The 20,138-nt window shown below is 45.1% G+C and carries 17 protein-coding genes; 12 read left to right on the top strand and 5 right to left on the bottom strand.

The window, feature by feature from the left end:
• Positions 1-28 precede the first annotated feature (28 nt).
• Positions 29-1,402, top strand: coding sequence for an oxygen-independent coproporphyrinogen III oxidase (gene hemN, locus ACTJIX_RS08570; RefSeq protein ID WP_111810304.1), 1,374 nt, complete (start codon positions 29-31; stop codon positions 1,400-1,402).
• 138 nt (positions 1,403-1,540) lie between these two features.
• Here the strand turns inward: hemN and ribA are convergent, their stop codons facing one another.
• On the bottom strand, positions 1,541-2,143 hold the full coding sequence (ribA, locus tag ACTJIX_RS08565) for a GTP cyclohydrolase II (RefSeq protein WP_048881805.1): 603 nt from the start codon (positions 2,141-2,143) through the stop codon (positions 1,541-1,543).
• A 310-nt stretch (positions 2,144-2,453) separates the two neighbouring features.
• Here ribA and dxs point away from each other — a divergent pair, with 310 nt between their 5' ends.
• The 8 genes from dxs (at position 2,454) to ACTJIX_RS08525 (ending at position 11,259) form a co-directional block, all read left to right on the top strand.
• Positions 2,454-4,358 (top strand): 1-deoxy-D-xylulose-5-phosphate synthase, encoded by a 1,905-nt coding sequence (dxs, locus tag ACTJIX_RS08560; protein WP_004809861.1) that lies wholly within the window; start codon positions 2,454-2,456, stop codon positions 4,356-4,358.
• Between the two features lie 119 nt (positions 4,359-4,477).
• Positions 4,478-5,308, top strand: a complete 831-nt coding sequence (locus ACTJIX_RS08555; RefSeq protein WP_004809859.1) for an inositol monophosphatase family protein — start codon at positions 4,478-4,480, stop codon at positions 5,306-5,308.
• Positions 5,309-5,758: 450 nt separating this feature from the next.
• Entirely contained in the window at positions 5,759-7,630 is a 1,872-nt protein-coding gene (locus ACTJIX_RS08550) for a DEAD/DEAH box helicase (RefSeq protein WP_004809857.1), read from the top strand.
• Positions 7,631-8,031: 401 nt separating this feature from the next.
• Complete coding sequence (locus ACTJIX_RS08545) at positions 8,032-8,850, top strand: ABC transporter ATP-binding protein (protein WP_004809856.1); 819 nt, start codon at positions 8,032-8,034, stop codon at positions 8,848-8,850.
• Entirely contained in the window at positions 8,847-9,626 is a 780-nt protein-coding gene (gene mlaE / locus ACTJIX_RS08540) for a lipid asymmetry maintenance ABC transporter permease subunit MlaE (RefSeq protein WP_004809853.1), read from the top strand. The genes ACTJIX_RS08545 and mlaE overlap by 4 nt, the downstream gene beginning before the upstream one ends.
• Complete coding sequence (gene mlaD, locus ACTJIX_RS08535; RefSeq protein ID WP_004809851.1) at positions 9,626-10,303, top strand: outer membrane lipid asymmetry maintenance protein MlaD; 678 nt, start codon at positions 9,626-9,628, stop codon at positions 10,301-10,303. The genes mlaE and mlaD overlap by 1 nt, the downstream gene beginning before the upstream one ends.
• Positions 10,304-10,320: 17 nt before the next feature.
• Positions 10,321-10,956, top strand: a complete 636-nt coding sequence (locus ACTJIX_RS08530; protein ID WP_004809849.1) for an MlaC/ttg2D family ABC transporter substrate-binding protein — start codon at positions 10,321-10,323, stop codon at positions 10,954-10,956.
• Positions 10,957-10,968: 12 nt separating this feature from the next.
• Positions 10,969-11,259 (top strand): STAS domain-containing protein, encoded by a 291-nt coding sequence (locus ACTJIX_RS08525; RefSeq protein ID WP_004809846.1) that lies wholly within the window; start codon positions 10,969-10,971, stop codon positions 11,257-11,259.
• A gap of 270 nt (positions 11,260-11,529) precedes the next feature.
• Here the strand turns inward: ACTJIX_RS08525 and ACTJIX_RS08520 are convergent, their stop codons facing one another.
• Entirely contained in the window at positions 11,530-12,543 is a 1,014-nt protein-coding gene (locus ACTJIX_RS08520; protein WP_004809844.1) for a CorA family divalent cation transporter, read from the bottom strand.
• A 153-nt stretch (positions 12,544-12,696) separates the two neighbouring features.
• On the opposite strand from ACTJIX_RS08520, the gene ACTJIX_RS08515 reads away from it, so the two are divergent.
• Positions 12,697-13,287 carry a TIGR00730 family Rossman fold protein gene (locus ACTJIX_RS08515; protein ID WP_440611357.1) on the top strand — a complete coding sequence of 197 codons (591 nt, stop codon included), beginning with the start codon at positions 12,697-12,699 and terminating at the stop codon, positions 13,285-13,287.
• A 31-nt stretch (positions 13,288-13,318) separates the two neighbouring features.
• A complete protein-coding gene (locus tag ACTJIX_RS08510) occupies positions 13,319-13,720 on the top strand; it encodes an NUDIX hydrolase (RefSeq protein ID WP_005223363.1) in 402 nt (133 codons plus the stop codon).
• Position 13,721: 1 nt separating this feature from the next.
• Here the strand turns inward: ACTJIX_RS08510 and ACTJIX_RS08505 are convergent, their stop codons facing one another.
• Positions 13,722-14,357 (bottom strand): ComF family protein, encoded by a 636-nt coding sequence (locus ACTJIX_RS08505; protein ID WP_004896158.1) that lies wholly within the window; start codon positions 14,355-14,357, stop codon positions 13,722-13,724.
• On the bottom strand, positions 14,344-16,389 hold the full coding sequence (gene recG / locus ACTJIX_RS08500; RefSeq protein WP_004896155.1) for an ATP-dependent DNA helicase RecG: 2,046 nt from the start codon (positions 16,387-16,389) through the stop codon (positions 14,344-14,346). Before recG ends, ACTJIX_RS08505 begins: the two co-directional genes overlap by 14 nt.
• 34 nt (positions 16,390-16,423) lie before the next feature.
• Between recG and ACTJIX_RS08495 the strand changes: the two genes are divergently transcribed.
• Positions 16,424-17,242 carry an NAD-dependent epimerase/dehydratase family protein gene (locus ACTJIX_RS08495; RefSeq protein ID WP_314295859.1) on the top strand — a complete coding sequence of 273 codons (819 nt, stop codon included), beginning with the start codon at positions 16,424-16,426 and terminating at the stop codon, positions 17,240-17,242.
• Between the two features lie 120 nt (positions 17,243-17,362).
• On the opposite strand, the gene plsB is transcribed toward ACTJIX_RS08495, so the two are convergent.
• Positions 17,363-19,924, bottom strand: coding sequence for a glycerol-3-phosphate 1-O-acyltransferase PlsB (plsB, locus tag ACTJIX_RS08490; RefSeq protein ID WP_004896151.1), 2,562 nt, complete (start codon positions 19,922-19,924; stop codon positions 17,363-17,365).
• Positions 19,925-20,138 lie beyond the last annotated feature (214 nt).

The raw sequence follows: 20,138 nt of genomic DNA, 5'->3' as shown, positions 1-20,138 counted from the left end.
GAATTTTCGATGGTCATAGGTGGATATTATGTCGGTTCAGGCTACTTCCCTCATTCAAAAATACAATGTCCCAGGTCCACGCTATACCAGTTATCCAACTGTACCGTATTGGGAAGAACAGTACTTTTCTCTGAAACAGTGGAAACAGACTTTAAAGCGCTCTTTTGCTGAATCGAATCAGAAAGAAGGCATCAGTCTATATATCCATCTGCCATTTTGTGAAAGCCTGTGCACTTTCTGTGGATGCCATAAACGTGTCACCAAACGGCATGAAGTTGAGCAACCCTATATTCAGGCGGTGCTGAAGGAATGGGATCTGTACTGTGAATTATTGGAAGAAAAGCCAATGATCAAGGAAATCCATCTTGGTGGTGGTACACCGACTTTTTTCTCGATTGAGCACTTAACTCAACTGATTAAAGGTATCTTGGTTAAGGCCGAAATAGCGTCTGAGCATGAATTCAGTTTTGAAGGCCATCCGAACAATACCACTTATGAACATTTGCAAGGCTTGTATGACTTAGGTTTCCGCCGGGTCAGCTATGGCGTGCAGGATTATAATGAAATTGTGCAGAAAGCCATTCACCGCATCCAGCCTTATGAAAATGTCAAACAGGTCACCGAATGGGCGCGTGAAATAGGTTATACCTCGATTTCGCATGATCTGGTCTTTGGCTTACCATTCCAGAGCCTGGATGATGTACTGACTACCATTGGTCAAACTAATACCTTAATGCCGGACCGTTTAGCCTTATATAGCTATGCGCATGTGCCATGGATCAAGGGCAATGGTCAGCGCGGTTTTAAAGATGCCGATGTGCCTAAAGATGAAATCAAGCGCCAGTGCTATGAAGAAGGCAAGAAGAAACTATTGGCACATGGCTACCATGAAATTGGCATGGATCATTTTGCGCTAGAAAGTGACAGCATGTATCAGGCTTTTAAGGAGGGTTCTTTACACCGTAACTTCATGGGTTATACAGCTTCCAAAACGCAAGTGATGATTGGACTGGGGATTTCATCAATCAGTGATAGCTGGTACAGCTTTGCCCAGAATGTAAAAACCATTGAAGAATATTATGAATGTCTGGAACAGAATGAGATTCCAGTCGTTAAAGGGCATGTATTAAGTCAGGAAGATTTAATCATCCGTAAGCATATCCTGAATCTGATGTGCAGTTTCACCACTTCTTGGGCAGATGAGCACATGCAATTTGCTGAAATTGACGAAGTACTAGAACAGCTCAAAGAAATGTCACAGGATCAGTTAATTAAAATTGCAGACTCATCAGTCACAATTTTGGAGAAAGGGAAACCTTTTGTACGTAATATCTGTATGGCTTTTGACCTGAGATTAAAACGTAAAATGCCGGAGAACCGGATTTTTTCGATGACGATTTAGAATCCCACCAAACCTCACTTTCTTGCACTTCGACTTAAAGCAATACTGAAGTCTCACTCAGGGAGGCTTCCGATTCTTACTAAATGAAGGAGTTTCCCCCTCTTTTTCAAAGAGGGGTTAGGGGAGATTAAATAAAAATCAAAAATCATCCTTCCGATACAGATGCGCCATACGTTCATGCTTGGTCTTAAGATACTGTTCATTAAATGGATTTAGACCAACCGTCAGAGGTACACGATCCACCACATTAATACCTAAGTCTTTAAGTGCATTGATTTTTGTAGGGTTATTGGTAATCAAACGTACAGCTTTTACCCCTAAATGATCCAGCATGATGCTACACATATCGTATTGGCGTGCATCTGCTGGCAGGTTTAGCATCAGGTTGGCATCTACGGTGTCATGACCTTGATCCTGCAAAGCATAGGCTCGGATTTTATTGGTCAAACCAATCCCACGGCCTTCCTGACGCAAGTACAAAATCACACCACGACCGACTTCATTAATCAGCTTTTGTGTCGCCTGAAGTTGCGGTCCACAATCACATTTCAGTGAGGCAAAAGCATCACCCGTCAAACACTCAGAATGTACACGCACCAGCACGGGTTCATCACTCGATTCTTCCAGTCCTTTAGATAACGCGACATGTTCTTCGCCAGTCTTAGGGTCTTGAAAAACAGTAATTTTAAATTCACCATGAGCGGTAGGTAATCTTGATGTTGCGACAAACTCGATAGGCACAGCTGAACCCGTTAAATCCTGAAATTGCTCAAAGTATAGCGTAATGATTGGACATTAGTAGGGTTGCATAGATGATTTTCTGGAGAACATTTTCTTTTTTGTATAAAGCGAACGATAATAGTTGATAAACAGTAAGATTATTCAGGATAATCGTATTCTGCAAATTTTACCCTGATCAAGCTCATTGTTTAATATTGCGCCGTTAACAGCTTTAGTCAATTGAAGCTGCTACAATTCGACTATATGATCGGGACTCCCCATAGACAGACCTAGCTTAGGATTTGCCAGGCTTTTGAAGGCTTTGCCATTTATGCTGTATACAGAAATACCAACTCAACGCCCTGTAACACCGTTGCTTGATGCGATCGATCATCCAGAGCAATTGCGTTCACTTGAGCAAAATCAGCTTGAGCAGGTGGCCGATGAGTTACGTCAGTACATTTTGTATGCTGCAGGACAAAGTGGTGGGCATTTTGGTGCCAATCTGGGGGTGATTGAGCTGACTGTAGCTTTGCACTATTGCTTCAATACGCCAGACGACCGCCTGATCTGGGATGTAGGTCATCAGGCATATCCGCATAAAGCCTTAACCGGTCGTCGTGAGCAATTAACCACGATTCGTGCCAAAAATGGCTTGGCTGCATTCCCGGCGCGTGATGAATCTGAATTTGATACTTTCGGGGTAGGGCATTCTTCTACTGCGATTTCAGCAGGCTTGGGCATGGCCTTGGCGCGTCGCTATCAAAAGAATCCATGTGAAGTGGTGTCCATTATTGGTGATGGTGCAATGACGGCAGGTATGGCCTTTGAAGCCATGAATGACGCCGTCGCGCACAATGCAGATCTGATGGTGGTGCTGAATGATAATGACATGTCGATTTCCTGCAGCACTGGCGGTTTTGCCAAGCATCTCGCTGCACTGTGGGAACGTGGTGAGTCGGTGAATATTACTGAAGAGGGTGAAGCTTTCGTTCAGCCGCATCCAGAATGGGTGTATAACTCACGTCTGCATTGTGCAGCGACTGATGCTGCCGATAACCTGTTTAAGGCGATTGGTTTTGATTATTTTGGTCCTTATGATGGTCATGATCTGAGTCAATTGGTGCATGTGTTTAATGCACTGAAAAAGCGTAAAGGTCCACGTCTGATTCATGTCTATACCAAAAAAGGCAAAGGCTTTGCTCCGGCAGAAGCAGAACAAATTAAATATCATGCGATTAGTCGTTTAAATGCAGGATCTACTGCAAATCCAGCACCAAAATATTCTGATGTCTTTGGTCAGTGGCTGTGTGATGAAGCGGCGAAAGATGACCGCTTGCTGGCCATTACCCCAGCCATGTGTGAAGGCTCAGGCATGGTGGAATTTGCTAAGCAATATCCTGAGCGTTTCTTTGATGTCGCGATTGCAGAACAGCATGCGGTAACGCTAGCAGCGGGTATGGCTTGCGAAGGTTTGAAGCCGGTTGTAGCGATCTATTCAACGTTTTTGCAACGTGGTTATGACCAGTTAGTACATGATGTGGCGCTACAAAATCTGGATGTGACGTTTGCTATCGATCGTGCTGGTCTGGTTGGTGAAGATGGTCCGACCCATGCCGGAGCATATGACTATGCTTATATGCGTACCATTCCGAATCTGGTGATCATGGCGCCAAAAGACGAAAATGAATGTCGCCAGATGCTACATACTGCGTATCTCTATAAAGGTCCGGCAGCAGTACGTTATCCGCGTGGGAGTGGTCTGGGTGTTGAGATTCAGCAAGACATGGTTGAATTACCAATGGGTCAGGCTGAAATCGTAGCGAGCTTTAATGGTCAGCATGATGACTATATCTCTGTACTGGCATTTGGTAGCCGAGTGCAGGCCGCTATCGATGCAGCCCAAGCCTTTGCTGCAAAACATGATGTGGCAGTACGTGTGGTGAATATGCGTTTCATCAAACCACTGGATACCCAAATGCTAGATGATATTGCGCCAAGTACCACTCTGTTCGTGACAGTCGAAGAACATGCAGTGATGGCAGGTGCGGGCAGTGCAGTCAATGAATATCTGGCTGAAGCGCAGATCGTAAAACCAATTTTAAATCTTGGTCTTGCTGATACCTTTATGGCGCAAGCGACCCATGCACAGATGCTGCAACAGGCAGGACTTGATGCTCAAGGCATTGAAAAGTCAATGAATCAGGCCTGGTCTTCACTTACCCAGCCAGTCTGAAACAACGTCTTCAAAATTTTAGACACATTTTTTCCCAAAAAGCCCTTAGATTTGCTAAAATGTAGGGGCTTTTATGCATTATTCTTTATCAATATCTTCAAATTTGTAGTGGGTGTTCAATGGAACCTATGGTGGTGATGGCTGCGCGTGCGGCTCAATTAGTTGGTCAAGAGCTTTTAAAAGCGCATCAAAATCGTCATAAACTCGATCTACAAGTCGAAGAGAAAGGCATTGATGGTCCTGTAACGCGTGTTGACCGTTACCTAGAGCAACTGACTATCGATACGCTGCGTAAAAGTTATAAAAACCACAGCTTCCTTGGTGAAGAGTTTGGTTTGCAAGAAGGTAAAGGTCACGACGCTGAATGGTGTTGGGTGATTGATCCTCTTGACGGTACACTGAACTTCATCAACGGTTTCCCGCATTTCTGTATCTCTATTGCTGTTCAGCACAAAGGCGTAACCCAACACGGTGTGATCTATGACCCTGTGAAAGACGAGCTATTCTCTGCAAGTCGTGGTCGTGGTGCGATGCTGAACCAGCGTCGTATCCGTGTAAATGTGAAAGACAACTTGCAGAATTCTTTCCTGGCAGTCGGTCATGCTTACCGCGCTCAACGTGGCGGTGAAGTGGTGTCTTATGCGAAAAACCATTTCGAATCACTATTAAACGTTACTGAGGCAGGTGCTCAATACCGCCGTGCAGGTTCTGCTGCGCTGGATCTGGCTTATGTTGCGGCAGGTCGTTTAGATGGTTACTTTGAACTTGGTTTGAAACCTTGGGATATCGCTGCTGGTGAACTGATTGTGAAAGAAGCGGGCGGTACAGTGGTTGATGCACGTGGTGGCAGCGAATCTATGGAAAAAGGTCAGGTCATTGCCTGCTCTATGAAAATGCTGAAACCTTTAATGCAGGCAGTTGTTCCTGCATGGGGCGAGGCAGCTAAATAATCGGGTTTAGACATTTTGGTTTAAAACATATAAGAGGCATCCTAAGGGATGCCTTTTTTATGACTGGATAATATTTTTTTCTGCTAAATATAGTTAAAATATCAACTAATTTTAGATTAATACAAAATAACAATAAAACTTAATGACATTATTTTAAATCCTGCTATAATCCGCGCACGCACTTAATTTCTGTTCGTTACCTGAACATTTCTCTTCTTATCATTGTGTATGCGCGTGCGGTCCAAAGAGAGGACGATATCTCGCGCCCCAATCGCTAAAGCGATTCCTTCAGGTTATGCCGTAATCATGCGTGCGTTATATCACATCGTCGTTACTCGGATCGCCGCTGAATGATCTCTTATTTTCAGCGTATATTGCTGTACCGCTTTTTGTCGATGTTCATTTGACTTTATTTTTAATGGAGCACCCAATTTCCGGGTGAAAGACTCTATGAGCAAAACTTTTGCTGATTTTCCTCTACACGAAACCTTACAACAAGCTTTACAAGCACTAGGCTTTACTGCGCCTACACCTGTACAGGAACTATCTATTCCTGCGGCGCTTGAAGGTAAAGACCTTCTAGTGTCAAGCCAGACTGGTTCTGGTAAAACTGCAGCCTTCCTTCTCCCTACATTGAATGGCCTTGCAACTGAAGATACTTTCGTTCCGTTCAAAGAACGCATGAAAGCGGTAACTCAACCGAATATCCTGGTAATTTCACCAACACGTGAACTTGCACAACAGGTTTGTCAGGATGCGATTGCATTTGTACGTCACATGAAAGGTGTTCGTATTGCTGCAATCATGGGTGGTATGCCATTTGGTAAACAAATCCAACAATTAAAAGGTGCACAAGTTGTAGTTGCGACACCAGGTCGTTTACTTGATCTTGTTAACCGTCGCCAGATTAAACTGGACAAAGTTGATGCGTTAATCGTCGACGAAGCTGACCGTATGTTAGACCTTGGTTTCTCTGAAGACCTAGAGGCAATCGGTGACTTGGCTGCGAACCGTAAACAGACTTTGATGTTCTCTGCAACATTTGCACCGCGTATCATCACGCTTGCTGAACGTATGATGAATGAGCCAGAGCGTATTGCGATCGAAACTGGTCACTCTACGAATACTGACATCACTCAGACTTTGCACTGGACTGATGGCTTTGAGCACAAGAAAAAATTACTGACTCACTGGTTAAACGAAGAAGACGTTGATCAGGCAGTTGTATTCGCTTCTACGCAAGAAGATACCGATATGCTGGCTGAAGAACTTGCTGAAGCAGGTCTATCAGTAGTAGCACTTCACGGTGCAATGCCACAGACAGTTCGTAACCGTCGTCTACGCAGCATCCGTGAAGGTCGTGCAAAAATCTTGGTTGCAACTGACGTTGCAGCACGTGGTCTAGACGTACCAACAATCTCTCACGTCATCAACTTCGGTCTTCCAATGAAGAACGAGGACTATGTACACCGTATTGGTCGTACAGGTCGTGCGGGCCGTACTGGTAAAGCGATTACTTTAGCGACTTACCGTGAACGCGGTAAAATCCGTGCGCTTGAAGACTACCTGGATGCTCGTTTAGAAGTATCTGAAATCGAAGGTCTTGAGCCATCTCCACCTCCTGCACGCGGTAGCCGTGATGGCGCTGGTCGTGGTCGTGGTCGTGATGGCGGTCGTGGCGGCCGTGGTGGCTTCGGCGGTGGTCGTCGTTTCGAAGGTGAAGGTAACTTCAAACGTCGTGATGGTGGTGATGACCGTCCACGTCGTAGCTTTGATGACAAACCTCGTGGCGAACGTCCTGCGTTCGGTGGCGAAGATCGCCCACGTCGTGACTTCAACAGCGATCGTCCACGTCGTGAAGGCGGTTTCGGTGATCGTCCTAAACGTGACTTCGGTGATCGTCCAGCTCCACGTCGTGAAGGTGGTTTCGGTGACCGTCCGCAACGTTCTTTCGATGACCGTCCAAAACGTGATTTTGGCGACCGTCCTCGTTTCGAAGGTTCTGATGACAACCGTGGCAACCGCGTAGACTACAAACCACGTCGTGAAGGTTCTTTTGGTGACCGTCCTAAACGTGATTTCGGTGATCGTCCGGCGCCACGTCGTGAGGGTGGTTTTGGGGATCGTCCTAAACGTGATTTCGGTGATCGTCCGGCGCCACGTCGTGAAGGTGGTTTCGGTGACCGTCCAGCACGTTCATTTGGTGATGACCGTCCTAAACGTGATTTCGGTGGTGATCGTCCACGCCGTAACTTCGATGACAAACCACGTGGTGAGCGTTCGTTCGGTGAAGACCGTCCACGTCGCAAATTCAATGACTAATTGAATCTGGCCAGAAAAAACCAGCGGTAACGCTGGTTTTTTATGCATGCATTTTTTTAAAGTTTTAGGTAAAGTGTGTGCCATTCCTGAATTTGAATCGGTTATGATAACTAATCCTCAAAAATCACACTTGGCTCGTTATATCCATGAGGTTGTTATGCCTTATATTGCGCTGATCCTGATCTTATGTAACATCATTCTCTTTCTCTATAATTTTTATAATTGAATGATTATTGAACATATAAGCAGACGATAAAATTATAAAAATAAATCATGCTTTCTCATTTTTTTCATTCAGATATTGCCTTTTTGCCATTGTAACATTCCGATCAAAAGGTAACATTTAGAGAGTTAATCCTTTATAGTACGCATGCTGAAAAAATGCAGGAAAACGCTTAGCTATGAAAAATCAAACAGCGTTTGAGACTCAATCACTCATAGAAGTGAAAGGTTTGAGCTTCAAGCGAGGCGAACGTGTGATTTATGAGAATGTCAGCCTGAACATTCGACGTGGTCAGATCACTGCCATTATGGGACCTTCTGGTACCGGTAAAACTACATTATTGCGTCTTATTGGCGGACAGCTAACGCCAGATCAAGGACAGGTGTTGCTGGATGGCAAGGATATCGCACGCATGTCACGTAGTGAGCTGTTTGCTGCACGTGCACGTATGGGCATGTTATTCCAGAGCGGTGCTTTGTTCACAGATATGAGTGTTTATGAAAATGTCGCTTTCCCGATTCGTGCACATACCAAATTGCCTGAGCACTTGATCGCAGAAATCGTGGCACTCAAGCTGGAATCTGTCGGTCTGCGCGGTGCAGAGCAGATGATGCCCTCTGAATTATCTGGTGGTATGAACCGTCGTGTGGCTCTAGCACGTGCGATTGCACTTGACCCAGAGCTGATCATGTATGACGAACCATTCGCCGGGCAAGACCCGATCGTGATGGGTGTATTAACACGTCTGATTCGTTCCCTGCGTGAAGCATTAGACCTGACTACAATTATCGTTTCGCATGATGTAGCAGAAACTCTATCCATTGCGGACTACATTTACGTAGTGGCAGAAGGAAAGATCCAGGGCGAAGGTACACCTGAAGAATTAAAAGCACATCCTTCTGCATTTGTTCAGCAGTTCCTGACGGGTTCCGTTGAGGGACCTGTGGATTATCAGTTTAGTCATGCGGCTTATTTAAGTGATGAGGTGCGTTCATGAATGCAATTGCCTTATTGGGTAGACGCGTCATAGAACGTGTGCGCGGGATTGGGGTTGCGACCTTGATGCTGTTGCAAATTCTGATTTCGATGCCAACCTGGCTGGGGTTTAAGCTATTTGTCTACCAGATGTACCGTGTTGGGGTGCTCTCTTTACTGATCATCGTAGTTTCGGGTCTGTTTATTGGTGCTGTTCTCGGTTTGCAGATGTATACCATTCTGGCGACCTTTGGCAGTGAAGCCATGTTAGGTACCGCAGTAGCTCTAACCTTATTACGCGAACTGGCACCGGTTGTGGCAGCGCTCTTGTTTGCTGGTCGTGCCGGTTCCGCATTGACAGCCGAAATCGGTCTGATGAAAGCCACTGAACAGTTATCCAGTATGGAGATGATTGGGGTTGATCCGCTAAAAAGGGTCATTTCACCACGTCTTTGGGCGGGGATTTTCAGTCTGCCAATGCTGTCCGTAATTTTTGCTGCCGTAGGGATTATGGGCGGTAAAATGGTCGGTGTAGATTTCCTTGGCGCAGATGAAGGTGCGTACTGGAGCGGTATGGAAAGTACCGTGCAGTTCTACAAGGATATCTTTAACGGTACCATCATTAAAAGTTTTGTATTTGCATTGATTTGTACATGGATTGCGGTCTATCAGGGTTATGCCTGTGAACCGACATCTGAAGGGATTGCAACGTCCACAACACGTACTGTGGTGTATTCATCGTTGTGTGTTTTAGGTTTTGATTTCGTGTTGACTGCGGTCATGTTCGGAGGTGTTTAATGAAATCACGTACCAGTGAGCTGGCCGTTGGTGTTTTTGTCATTTTGTTTGGAATTGCAATTTTCTTCCTGGCAATGCGTGTCAGTGGTTTGGTCGGAACCAATATTGCCGACAGCTATAAAATGACAGCAACTTTCGAAAATGTAAATGGCATTAAGCCACGTGCCAAAGTGGCTTTAAGCGGTGTGAAAGTCGGTCAGGTCGATACGATTACACTTGATCCAGTCACCCGATTAGCCACTGTACATATGACGCTAGATGGTTCACTGACATCATTTAATGCTGAACAGTTAAAGAAAGTACAGCAAGAAGCCTTAGATGAGTTACGTTACAGCACTGACTATGAAGCTGCGGCACCTGCGCAACAAAAAGCAATGGAAAAGCAACTCTTAGACAACATGACATCCATTACCAATATTGATGAAGATGCTTACATTATGGTAGCAACCAATGGTTTGCTGGGTGAAAAGTATTTGAAAATTATTCCAGGCGGCGGTCTGAATTATTTGAAACGTGGTGATCAGATTGCCAATACCCAGGGCACGATGGAAATTGAAGATTTAATTACCAAATTCGTGACAGGTGGAGCAGGCAGTAAGTCATCAGAAACTCAGGAGGCATCTGCTGATGCAGTAACTTCTGAAGCTACAGATGCAGAACCTGCATTTGTTGAATAATGATTGAGGAAATTTGAGTGAATATTTTAGTAAAGCAAACCCTTGCAGCATGCATTCTATCTACTATGGCGATGGGAAGTGTTTTCGCTGCACCGGCTGAAGCACCACCTGCATTTATCAAGAAAGTTGCAGACAATCTGGTGGCTCGTCTGAAAGCAGACCATAGCAAGTTGCAGAGCAATCCGGCACTGGTGAAAACTATTATTCGTCAGAATCTTGATCCATATATCGATTCACAAGCATTTACCCGCATTGTGATGGGAACGTATGCAACTAATCAGTATAGCTCTGCTGCACAGCGTGCTCAGTTTGAACGTAATTTCCGTGAAACGCTGACTGAAAATTATGGTTCAGCATTTGCCAAATATACCAACCAGTCTTATACCATGCGTCCGTACAAAGACACGGGTAGCAAAAATCCAGTTGTAACCATTGATTTCCATAATAATGGCGAGAAAATTCCGGTTTCTTTCCAGTTGGCCGATAAAGGTTCACAATGGAAAATCCGTAATATCAACGTGTCTGGTATTGATCTAGGTTTACAGTTCCGTAACCAGTTTGCAGCGACTGTAAAACGTAATGGCGGTAACTTGGATAAAGCAATTGCAAACTTCAAGCCAGATGCAGAAGCAGCGGTTGAAAAGAAAAAATAAGATAGGTGAGCTGTGATCAGATTCAGTAATCAGGAACTGCATGTTATAGGCAAAATCGACTATAACAATGCGCAGCAATACTATGAACAGGGGCTGCGTGAAATTCAGTCACAGACAGTTTTTCCTATTGTGGTAAATCTGGCTGAGCTTGAAAGTGGCAGTACTCTGGCTTTGGCGATATTGGTCAGATGGTTACGTCAGACGCCACAAGCCAAAGGATTGCAGTTTAAAGCTGTTCCTCCAAAAGTGATGAAGATCATACAGTCCTGTCACCTGGAGAATGATTTACAGATCATTCAGTAGAGAGAAAAAGCACCGAAAGGTGCTTTTTTATTGTGATTAGATTTTAAGAAATAATGAAAATCAAATAGATCTAAGTATAGATTGCAAGTTCTCTCTCCCTCAGGGAGAGTTAAAGAGAGAGGGTGAAAATCCTCACCTAACTCCTCCTCTGGAAAAGGAGGGGGAATTTTCTTCACTTTTTTAGAGAGAAGTTGACGAGGGATTAAATAGATATAAGTTAAATACAGAGATTTCTTGCGCTTTGCTTTGAAGCAGTGCCTCAAAGCTCGCTCAAATCCATTTCTTCCATCTAAAGTAAATCAATGGTCCAATGAAGAATGCGACCAGAATCAGCCCGACAATAATAAAGCTGGTGGTGCCATGTGCAAAAGGCAGAACTTCTGTGTTCATCCCATAAATACTCGCAATCAGCATCGGTGGCGCAAGCATACTTGGCAAGATCGAGAATCGACGGATCGTGTCATTCTGTTCGGTATTAATGAATCCGGAAGTTGTATCGAGCAGGAATCGCACCTTCTGGAATAAGAAAGCATCATGCTCAACCAGAGAGCGTACATCTTCACTGAGCTCTCGAATGTCCGCATCATAGATATGACTACCGAGCGCCCGTGGACGGGACAGGAAGGTCAGTACCCGGCGTAAATCGATCAGACAAAGCTGGGCTTTTCCAAGCATATCCTCGAGCTGTGCCAGACGGGTAATCATGTCATCCAGATCCAGAATCTGTTCACGATGGCGGTTATTCAGGACTTCGGTTGAGTATTTTTCCAGATCCTTGTGCACATCTTCCAGAATATCCGCCAGCTCATCCAGCTTGGCTTCAAGCAGGCCAAGTAGAATCCAGGTCGGATCCTTGTAATCAATCTCATAATCATTGCGGCGCGCACGAGCACGAAAGGCACGGAACGCTACCAGCTTTTCCCCACGCAAGGTAAACAGCCGGTCTTTATGCAGAATGAAGGCAACGGTTTGCACCGTGGCTAAAATGCTGGATTGATCTTCAGTATCTTCTTCAACCTGATAGTTTTTATTTTTCGTTAAAAAATAAGTGCTGATATGCAAAATACCGTCATCATCGCGGTAGAATCGGGCACTGGATGAAATGTCTTCTAATGATTTGAGGGTAGGAAGATTTTGCTCATAAGCGTCCATGATCCATTGCTGCTCTTCCTGTGAAGGAGCAATCAGATCGACCCAAACCAAATCTTGATGTAAATCAAAGTCGCCATTAATAGTGGCATCTTCTAGGCTACCGCGCTCTGTGGCATAAAAGGCTTCAAGCATGCTGTCTTTTCTCCCTTGCGCAGTATGTAAATTGGAATGGGTGTATTTTAGACAAGGAATTGAATAAAAACACTGATTGAACAGTTATTTTTTCAAAAAAAGCTTCGATCAGGGATTCCTTGCGATACAGCTAGAACTAAATGGTGAAAAATGATGAATTCTATCGCAATTTTTTGTGGTTCCGCACTGGGGATCGCACCTGTTTATACCGAGATTGCTGAAAAAGTCGGCCAGACGCTGGCATCTAGACAGCAAACTCTGATTTATGGTGGTGGCCGTTCAGGCTTGATGGGAATTGTTGCGGACAGTACTCTGGCTGCGGGCGGCCAAGTGATTGGGGTTATTCCAAAGCAGCTGGTAGACCGTGAACTGGCCCATCCTGGTCTGACTGAACTGCATATTGTTGAAAATATGCACGAGCGCAAAACCAAAATGTCAGAACTGGCAGATGGTTTTATTGCGATACCGGGTGGTGTAGGAACACTGGAAGAAATCTTTGAGCAATGGACCTGGGCACAGCTCGGTATTCATGAAAAGCCATGTGCATTTTTAAATGCAGAAAACTTCTATACCGGTTTGATTCATTTTATTCAGCACACGACTGAACAGGGTTTTACCAAGGCACGTTTTACCGAGAAACTCATTGTCAGTGAAGAAATTGAAACAATTCTGGATGCTTTTGAGAATTATCAACCACCGCAAGCGAAATGGGGGATGGTTGATCAGCAAGATCTCGTGAAATAAGCCCATTGATCATTTTTAAATTTGAGTTGTTATGAAAGTTATTACTGTTGCCGCCGGCATTGTACTGAATGAAGCACAGCAATTATTGGTTGTGCGTAAGAAAGGCACCAGCTGCTTTATGCAGGTGGGTGGCAAGCTGGAACCGAATGAAGCACCTGAAGTGACGATTGTTCGTGAAATTCAGGAAGAAATCTGCTGTCAGGCTGAAGTGCAGCAATTTGTTGGTCGTTTTGAAACGAAGACCGCGAATGAACCCGACCACCAACTGGTCAGTTATGTATATCTGGTCAAACTGGATCAAATGCCCAAAATTGAGGCGGAGATTGCCGAGATGAAATGGATTGATCTCAATGAACAAGACTTAGCGCTGGCCCCGTTAACCACAGAAATTGTAATTCCATGGGTGAAGTCAAATCTTTTAGCCCAAGCTTAATTTAAAGCTTTGCACCTGCGACACAGGCTGTATAAATTTGCTGGCAGCCAAGTTCTTCGAGCTTCTGATTAAGTGCACGAATTGAACTACCAGTTGTTACCACATCATCAATAACCAGCACCTTACGATAACGCAATTTTGATGATGTACTGATCTGAAATTGTGCTTCAATACCTTCAATCCGTTCCAGGCGGCTTAAGCCTTTTTGTGAATGCTGTTTGAGCCGGCTCACCGGTTGCCAAACTGGAACTTGAAGATGCTTTGCGACCTGTTTAGCCAGCAGTAAGGACTGGTTATAGCCGCGCTGTACCAATTTGTCTGTTGAGATTGGCATCGGGACGACTGCGCTAACTTTGGGAAGTTTTAAACTGATAAGCGCGCCTGCTAACAAGTTTTCCAGATAAAGCTTCTGCTCATATTTGAACAACTGAATCAGACGATCCATCGGATAGTCATAATGGCAGGCAATCTGTACCTGCATTTCCTGGCGCTGGATGGTCTGATGTGCCCAGGGTAGCTGGTTCCAGCAATCCTGGCATACTGAATGAATTGTTTGATAATCGTTGTGACAAAGCTGGCAGGGTTGTAACTTGCCCAGCCAATGCTTGCCTTGCTGAATCAGTTTAGACATAGGCATAACGTGGTGCCTCAGGTAACCAGCGTTTTAATAACGCATCGGCCTGTTTCGGATAATCCTTTAACATCTGCTGCGCCACATAATGTGCCTGATTAAGCAGGTGGTCATCCCGTTCCAGCTTGGCTACCCGGAAACCCATATCTCCGGTTTGTTTGGTGCCAAGCAGTTCACCTGGACCACGCAGTTCCAGATCCTTTTCCGCGATGATAAAACCGTCATTGGTTTCACGCATGATACGCAAACGTTCCTGACCATTCTGAGAAAGAGGATGCTTATACAGGAGTACACAGAAACTGGCTTTCGCACCCCGACCAACACGGCCACGCAGCTGATGCAGTTGTGAGAGTCCGAGACGCTCAGCATTCTCAATCACCATCAGAGAAGCATTCGGTACATCGACACCCACCTCAATCACGGTCGTGGCAATCAATAGCTGCAATTCATTATTTTTAAATTGTTGCATCACCGCCTGCTTTTCATCAGGCTTCATCTTGCCATGGACCAGACCGATATTGATTTCCGGGAAGCGTTCCTTAATTTCGGCAAAAGTGGCTTCTGCTGCTTGGGCATCTAACATTTCTGACTGTTCGACCAGAGTACAGACCCAATACGCCTGCTTACCTTCAGCACAGTTGGTGGCAATACGTTGGAGTACTTCTTCACGGCGGTCCAGTGGGATAGTGACGGTTTGGATCGGAGTACGACCTGGTGGCAGTTCATCAATAACTGAAGTGTCCAGATCACCATACGCAGACATGGCGAGCGTACGTGGAATTGGTGTCGCCGTCATGACCAGTTGATGTGGAGACATACCATCCAGCCCTTTATTGCGCAAAGCCAGACGCTGATCCACACCAAAGCGATGCTGTTCATCAATAATTACCAGCCCCAATTTGGCAAACTCGACATTTTCCTGAAACAAGGCATGGGTGCCAACCACCAGATTGGCACTGCCATCTTTAATGCTTTGTTCTGCCGCAGTACGGGCTTTACCCTTTTGCTTGCCAGACAGCCATGAAACAGTCAGTCCCAGTGGCTCAAACCATTTTTTAAAATTTAAATAATGCTGTTCTGCTAGAATTTCGGTTGGTGCCATCAGGGCCACTTGCCAGCCTTCTTCCAGAGCATGACAGGCCGCCACACCAGCAACCAGTGTTTTACCTGCACCGACATCGCCCTGTACCAGACGCAACATCGGTTTGTTGCCTTTCATGTCATGGGCAACTTCTCGTGAAACACGTTTTTGCGCCCCCGTCATTTCAAAAGGTAGACCCGCGAGCAACTGTTTGGCATAACGCTTACTTGGTGAAAATGCAGGCGCTTCAATCTGCTGAATAAAGGCACGGCGGGTCAGTAAACTGATCTGATGCGCGACCAGTTCCTCAAAGATCAGACGCTGCTGGGCGGGGTGGGAACCCTGTGCCAGCTGCAACATGTTGGCATCGACTGGAGGGTGATGGATATATTCCAGTGCCTGCTTCAGGTCATAGCCATTGCTGAATTTAGCCGGTAGCAATTCCGGTAGATCATCACTGTGTAGGGCGAGCGCCTGTTTGATATATTCACGTAACTTGGGTTGGGTCAGGCCTTCAGTTGCCGGATAGATCGCGGTAAGTTGTGTCTGTGGAAGTGGGGTATGTTCAGTAATGACCTGTAGTTCGGGGTGATACATTTCCAGGCCACGGGCACCAACACGCACTTCGCCAAAGACTCTTAATCTTGCACCAACTTTGCAGCGGTCGGTAATGCCCTTATAGATATGATAGAAACGTAGCGTCACCTTACCGCAATCATCATCCAGCAGTACGGCCATGGACTTGCGTTTACCTGGTGGAAAATCTACGCCTTTGACAATACCTTCCAGCAAATAGCTACGTCCCACAGTCAATTGATTCATGGGAATGATCGTGCTACGGTCTTCGTAGTCACGTGGCAGATGAAAGAGCAAATCATCAGTTGTGAACAGATTTAATTTTTCAAGTAATGTGGCGGCGGCATTGCCGACACCTTGTAACTGATGGACTGCAGCCATGTCCCCTCAACCAGGTTTTGTGATTTGGTGCTGAATGCATATTTTATTTATCGGTTATGGTAAAACATCCGCACGCATAGCTAAACAATTATTTGAGCAAGGTCATCAAATTAGCACAATCAGTCGCAGTGCGAAAACAGATTCCTGTGCCACTCATCATGTTCAGTATGTGCATCAACTCGATTTAAGCAGCCTTGCACCGATTGACTGGGTCTACGTCTTGCTCAGTCCTGACCAGAGTACGGTCGAAGCTTATCAACAGACTTATCTGGACTCAGTCGGTCCAATTGTGACTGCGCTAAAATCCCATCCGATAAAACGTCTGGTTGTCGTGTCGTCCACCCGGGTCTATGGCGAGAATGCCGGAGAGCGGGTGGATGATGACAGTGCAATTTATCCGAATGATCCGCAAGGCAAAGTCCTGCATCAAATGGAGCAGATTTATTTAGCTGCTTATCCAGACCAATGTACGATCATCCGCCCAAGTGGGATTTATGGAGCTTCAGTTGCACGCTTGGAAAAAATGGCACGATTTATGTCCAGTTATCCAAATCTGCACTGGTCGAATCGGATTCATATTGAAGACTTGTCACGTTTTATGGCTGAGATGATTCACGTGGAACATCTTGAATCTTCATATATTTTGACCAATAACCAGCCACAACTGTTGCATGAAGTTCTGCAATGGTTTCAGCAGCAGATGAGATTGCCTTTATTAAAGGTAGAAAGTGAGCAGGTGACGGGGAAGAAACTATATGCTACCCGTATGCAAAAAATGGGATATGAGTTAAAGCATCAAGATTGTTTTCAGGATTATTTGGAATTGATGAAGTTATTCACTCATCTTGAATAAAGTTGGGTTCCCTCTCCTTTTAGGAGAGGGTTAGGGAGAGGTAAGTTTTTAAACATTTTCTCTCATCCCTCTTGCGAAGCAATGCTTCTCATCCCAGAGGGAGAGGGCGCTTAAATAATCTTACTTTTTCTTCCGTTTCGCACGCTTCTTGGCTTGTTCAGCTGCCAAGGCATCCAAAGCTTCTTTCAATTCTTCATCCGTAAAGGCTGTAAGGTTATGAAGCATTTGCAGCTTTACTTCATCCAGTACCAGATCCGCATACTGAGCGATATTTTTGAAGCTTTCATCAAAGACAATCGCATTGTCTTCATTAGTACTGATATAACCTTTTTGAGTTAGCGTTTTGATAAAGCTTTGGAACAGTGCCTTATCAAAGAATTCTGGTGAATTGAATTCATACAGTACAGACAAACGCTGACCTACCAGATGGCTTAATTCTTCAACCTGACGGGTGGAGATATTGCCTGAACCACGCTGGGTGATCAGTGCCAGCGTCATGTAATAGCGCTCGATACTTTGCATGACAGGTGCAGCCAAAACTTCTAGCTGATGATGCGCTTCGCTGTTTGGTGTAGGTGCCACCAAATTTTCACCATCCTGTGCAATTAACTTCGCTGCAATCAAAGCATCAATATAAGCGTTTACTGGTACCTTGATTTCATCTTCATGCCATTTCAGGAACAGTTCAGCTTTCAGGAATGGATACAGCGTGCTGCTGATATTCACCAGATCATCACGGCGAATAATACCATTATGATTTACCAGGGCGGCTACCAGTGATGGTAATACAAAGGCATGCACAATATTGTTGCGGAAATAGGTCAGTAAAATCGCCTGATTATCTTCGATGGCGATAATATTGCCCAGCACATGATTGACGCGTTTGATCAGTTTCAACTTCATTGCATAGGCAATGATTTCTTTCCCTGATAACGGCGTCACTTGCATACGTTCATCATATGGCAAAGACGTCAGCAGATTACGATAAGTATCTAACTGTTTGATACAAATCGCCTCATCCAGTGTGTGTTTTGGTGTTGCTAATAAAATGAGTGACAGCAGGGATACCGGGTTAATGACGGCTGCACGGTTAATATTTTCCAGAATCGCCTGTGCAGAACTATTTACTGCTTCAGATACTGCTGGCGGGATTGGATCATCATTTTTTTCAATCTTGATTTCATCTGCACCATGCTGTTTCAGCATGTCATCCAGAAAGACGGGTTCACCAAAATTCAGATGTACCTTACCGAAAATACGTTCAATCTTGCGCAAGGTTTTTAGAATGCCAAAAATAGATTCTGCTTCTTTTTCCTTACCGTTCATTTCACCTACATAAGTTGCACCTTCCATCAGACGTTCATAGCCGATATAGGTGGGTACAAATACGATAGGCTTCGCTTTGCCACGCAAATGACCATGCACGGTCATTGCCAGCATACCGGTTTTCGGTGGCAACAGACGGCCGGTACGTGAACGGCCACCTTCAATAAAGTATTCCAGTGGAGTATTACGTGACAGAACGCTATACAGATATTCTTTGAAAACTGTCGTATAGAGTGCATTACCGCGGAAAGTACGGCGGATAAAGAAGGCACCACCGCCACGCAAGATCTGACCAACAAATGGCATGTTCAGGTTATCACCCGCTGCGATGTACGGCACCATCAAACCACGACGATAAATCACATAAGACAATAACAGGTAGTCGATATGACTACGGTGACATGGTGCATAGACAATTTCATAGTCTTTCGCCAGTTCACGTACCGTACTGAAGTTATGTACATCAATGCCGTCATAGAGCTGAGTCCAGAGACGGGTCAGGGCCTTATCGGCAAAACGTACGGTTGAGTTGGAGTAATCTGATACGATTTCATTTAAATAACCAATGGCACGGCGTTCAGCTTCATCCACACTGATCTTGCTGCGGATACTTTCATTACGGATAGCCGCCTGCACATCTGGAGATTTGATCAGACCCTGCATCACATTACGGCGATCTGAAAGGTCAGGTCCCAGCACTACTTCTCGTTGGGCATCCAGATAGTCATTCAAGGTGCTGACAATATAAGTTGCTGGAGACAGGTTCGGATGTGTCACTTTGGCATGATCAATGAGTGCACGCAGAGACTGTGCTTCATGGAACTCCAGATAAGACTGACGACCATGCAGACCAATATTCACCAGCTGTTTCATCTTGCTTGGTGTTGACCAGGTATCGGTAAATAACAATTTGAACCAGGAATCTTCTTTCTCTGGCTCACGACCCCATAGCACGGTCACCGGAATCAGTTCTACATCCAGTTCTGGATTCTGTTCCAGTGCTTCAATCAGACGCAGCAGACGTGGTGGAAAAGCATGGGGCGGCGAGCTCAGCAGATTGCTTTCATCATGATATTGCAGGAACAATACCGAAGCTTTTTCCCGGCGCGTACCTAAATCCATTGGATCAAGTGCAGCAGGCAATTTGAGACGACGGGTTTCACCATCTACCACCAGCGCATTACTGCGAGAATGGTTTTGCAGAACATAACAGACAATCTTTTTCTGATCTTGCTGGTCAGCCGCTGGAGCAGGGACTTCCGTTGGTACTTCCCCAAGTACATGCGGGGTAACCACAAGTTCAAGCATCTTACTTGAAAGCTTGCGATACATTTGACCAAAGCCACTCTTGGACATACCTACTCCTAATTTTACTGACCAGAACCACAGGATTTCTGAGGGGGATCTATTTTGATAGATTGTATTTGAAAACAATATGTCATTTTCTAACAAATTCTACAAAAGTTCTTTGATTTTAACGTGAAAAAACGTTTTTTTTAGCGAAACGTCCATTAAGGGAATGACAGGCCAGTCAGTCAATCTCTAGGGATTTACTCAGAATTTATGGCAG

The organism is Acinetobacter sp. 22323, from assembly GCF_052044895.1.
GTDB lineage: Bacteria > Pseudomonadota > Gammaproteobacteria > Pseudomonadales > Moraxellaceae > Acinetobacter > Acinetobacter schindleri.
This window is presented reverse-complemented; position numbering and strand designations above follow the sequence as displayed.

What these genes read in the sequence shown, in the direction of transcription:
- hemN (WP_111810304.1), top strand. Translation starts at nt 29, where the DNA reads ATGTCGGTTCAGGCTACTTCCCTCATTCAAAAATACAATGTCCCAGGT.
- dxs (WP_004809861.1), top strand. Translation starts at nt 2,454, where the DNA reads ATGCTGTATACAGAAATACCAACTCAACGCCCTGTAACACCGTTGCTT.
- ACTJIX_RS08555 (WP_004809859.1), top strand. Translation starts at nt 4,478, where the DNA reads ATGGAACCTATGGTGGTGATGGCTGCGCGTGCGGCTCAATTAGTTGGT.
- ACTJIX_RS08550 (WP_004809857.1), top strand. Translation starts at nt 5,759, where the DNA reads ATGAGCAAAACTTTTGCTGATTTTCCTCTACACGAAACCTTACAACAA.
- ACTJIX_RS08545 (WP_004809856.1), top strand. Translation starts at nt 8,032, where the DNA reads ATGAAAAATCAAACAGCGTTTGAGACTCAATCACTCATAGAAGTGAAA.
- mlaE (WP_004809853.1), top strand. Translation starts at nt 8,847, where the DNA reads ATGAATGCAATTGCCTTATTGGGTAGACGCGTCATAGAACGTGTGCGC.
- mlaD (WP_004809851.1), top strand. Translation starts at nt 9,626, where the DNA reads ATGAAATCACGTACCAGTGAGCTGGCCGTTGGTGTTTTTGTCATTTTG.
- ACTJIX_RS08520 (WP_004809844.1), bottom strand. Translation starts at nt 12,543, where the DNA reads ATGCTTGAAGCCTTTTATGCCACAGAGCGCGGTAGCCTAGAAGATGCC.
- ACTJIX_RS08515 (WP_440611357.1), top strand. Translation starts at nt 12,697, where the DNA reads ATGAATTCTATCGCAATTTTTTGTGGTTCCGCACTGGGGATCGCACCT.
- ACTJIX_RS08510 (WP_005223363.1), top strand. Translation starts at nt 13,319, where the DNA reads ATGAAAGTTATTACTGTTGCCGCCGGCATTGTACTGAATGAAGCACAG.
- ACTJIX_RS08505 (WP_004896158.1), bottom strand. Translation starts at nt 14,357, where the DNA reads ATGCCTATGTCTAAACTGATTCAGCAAGGCAAGCATTGGCTGGGCAAG.
- recG (WP_004896155.1), bottom strand. Translation starts at nt 16,389, where the DNA reads ATGGCTGCAGTCCATCAGTTACAAGGTGTCGGCAATGCCGCCGCCACA.
- ACTJIX_RS08495 (WP_314295859.1), top strand. Translation starts at nt 16,424, where the DNA reads ATGCATATTTTATTTATCGGTTATGGTAAAACATCCGCACGCATAGCT.
- plsB (WP_004896151.1), bottom strand. Translation starts at nt 19,924, where the DNA reads ATGTCCAAGAGTGGCTTTGGTCAAATGTATCGCAAGCTTTCAAGTAAG.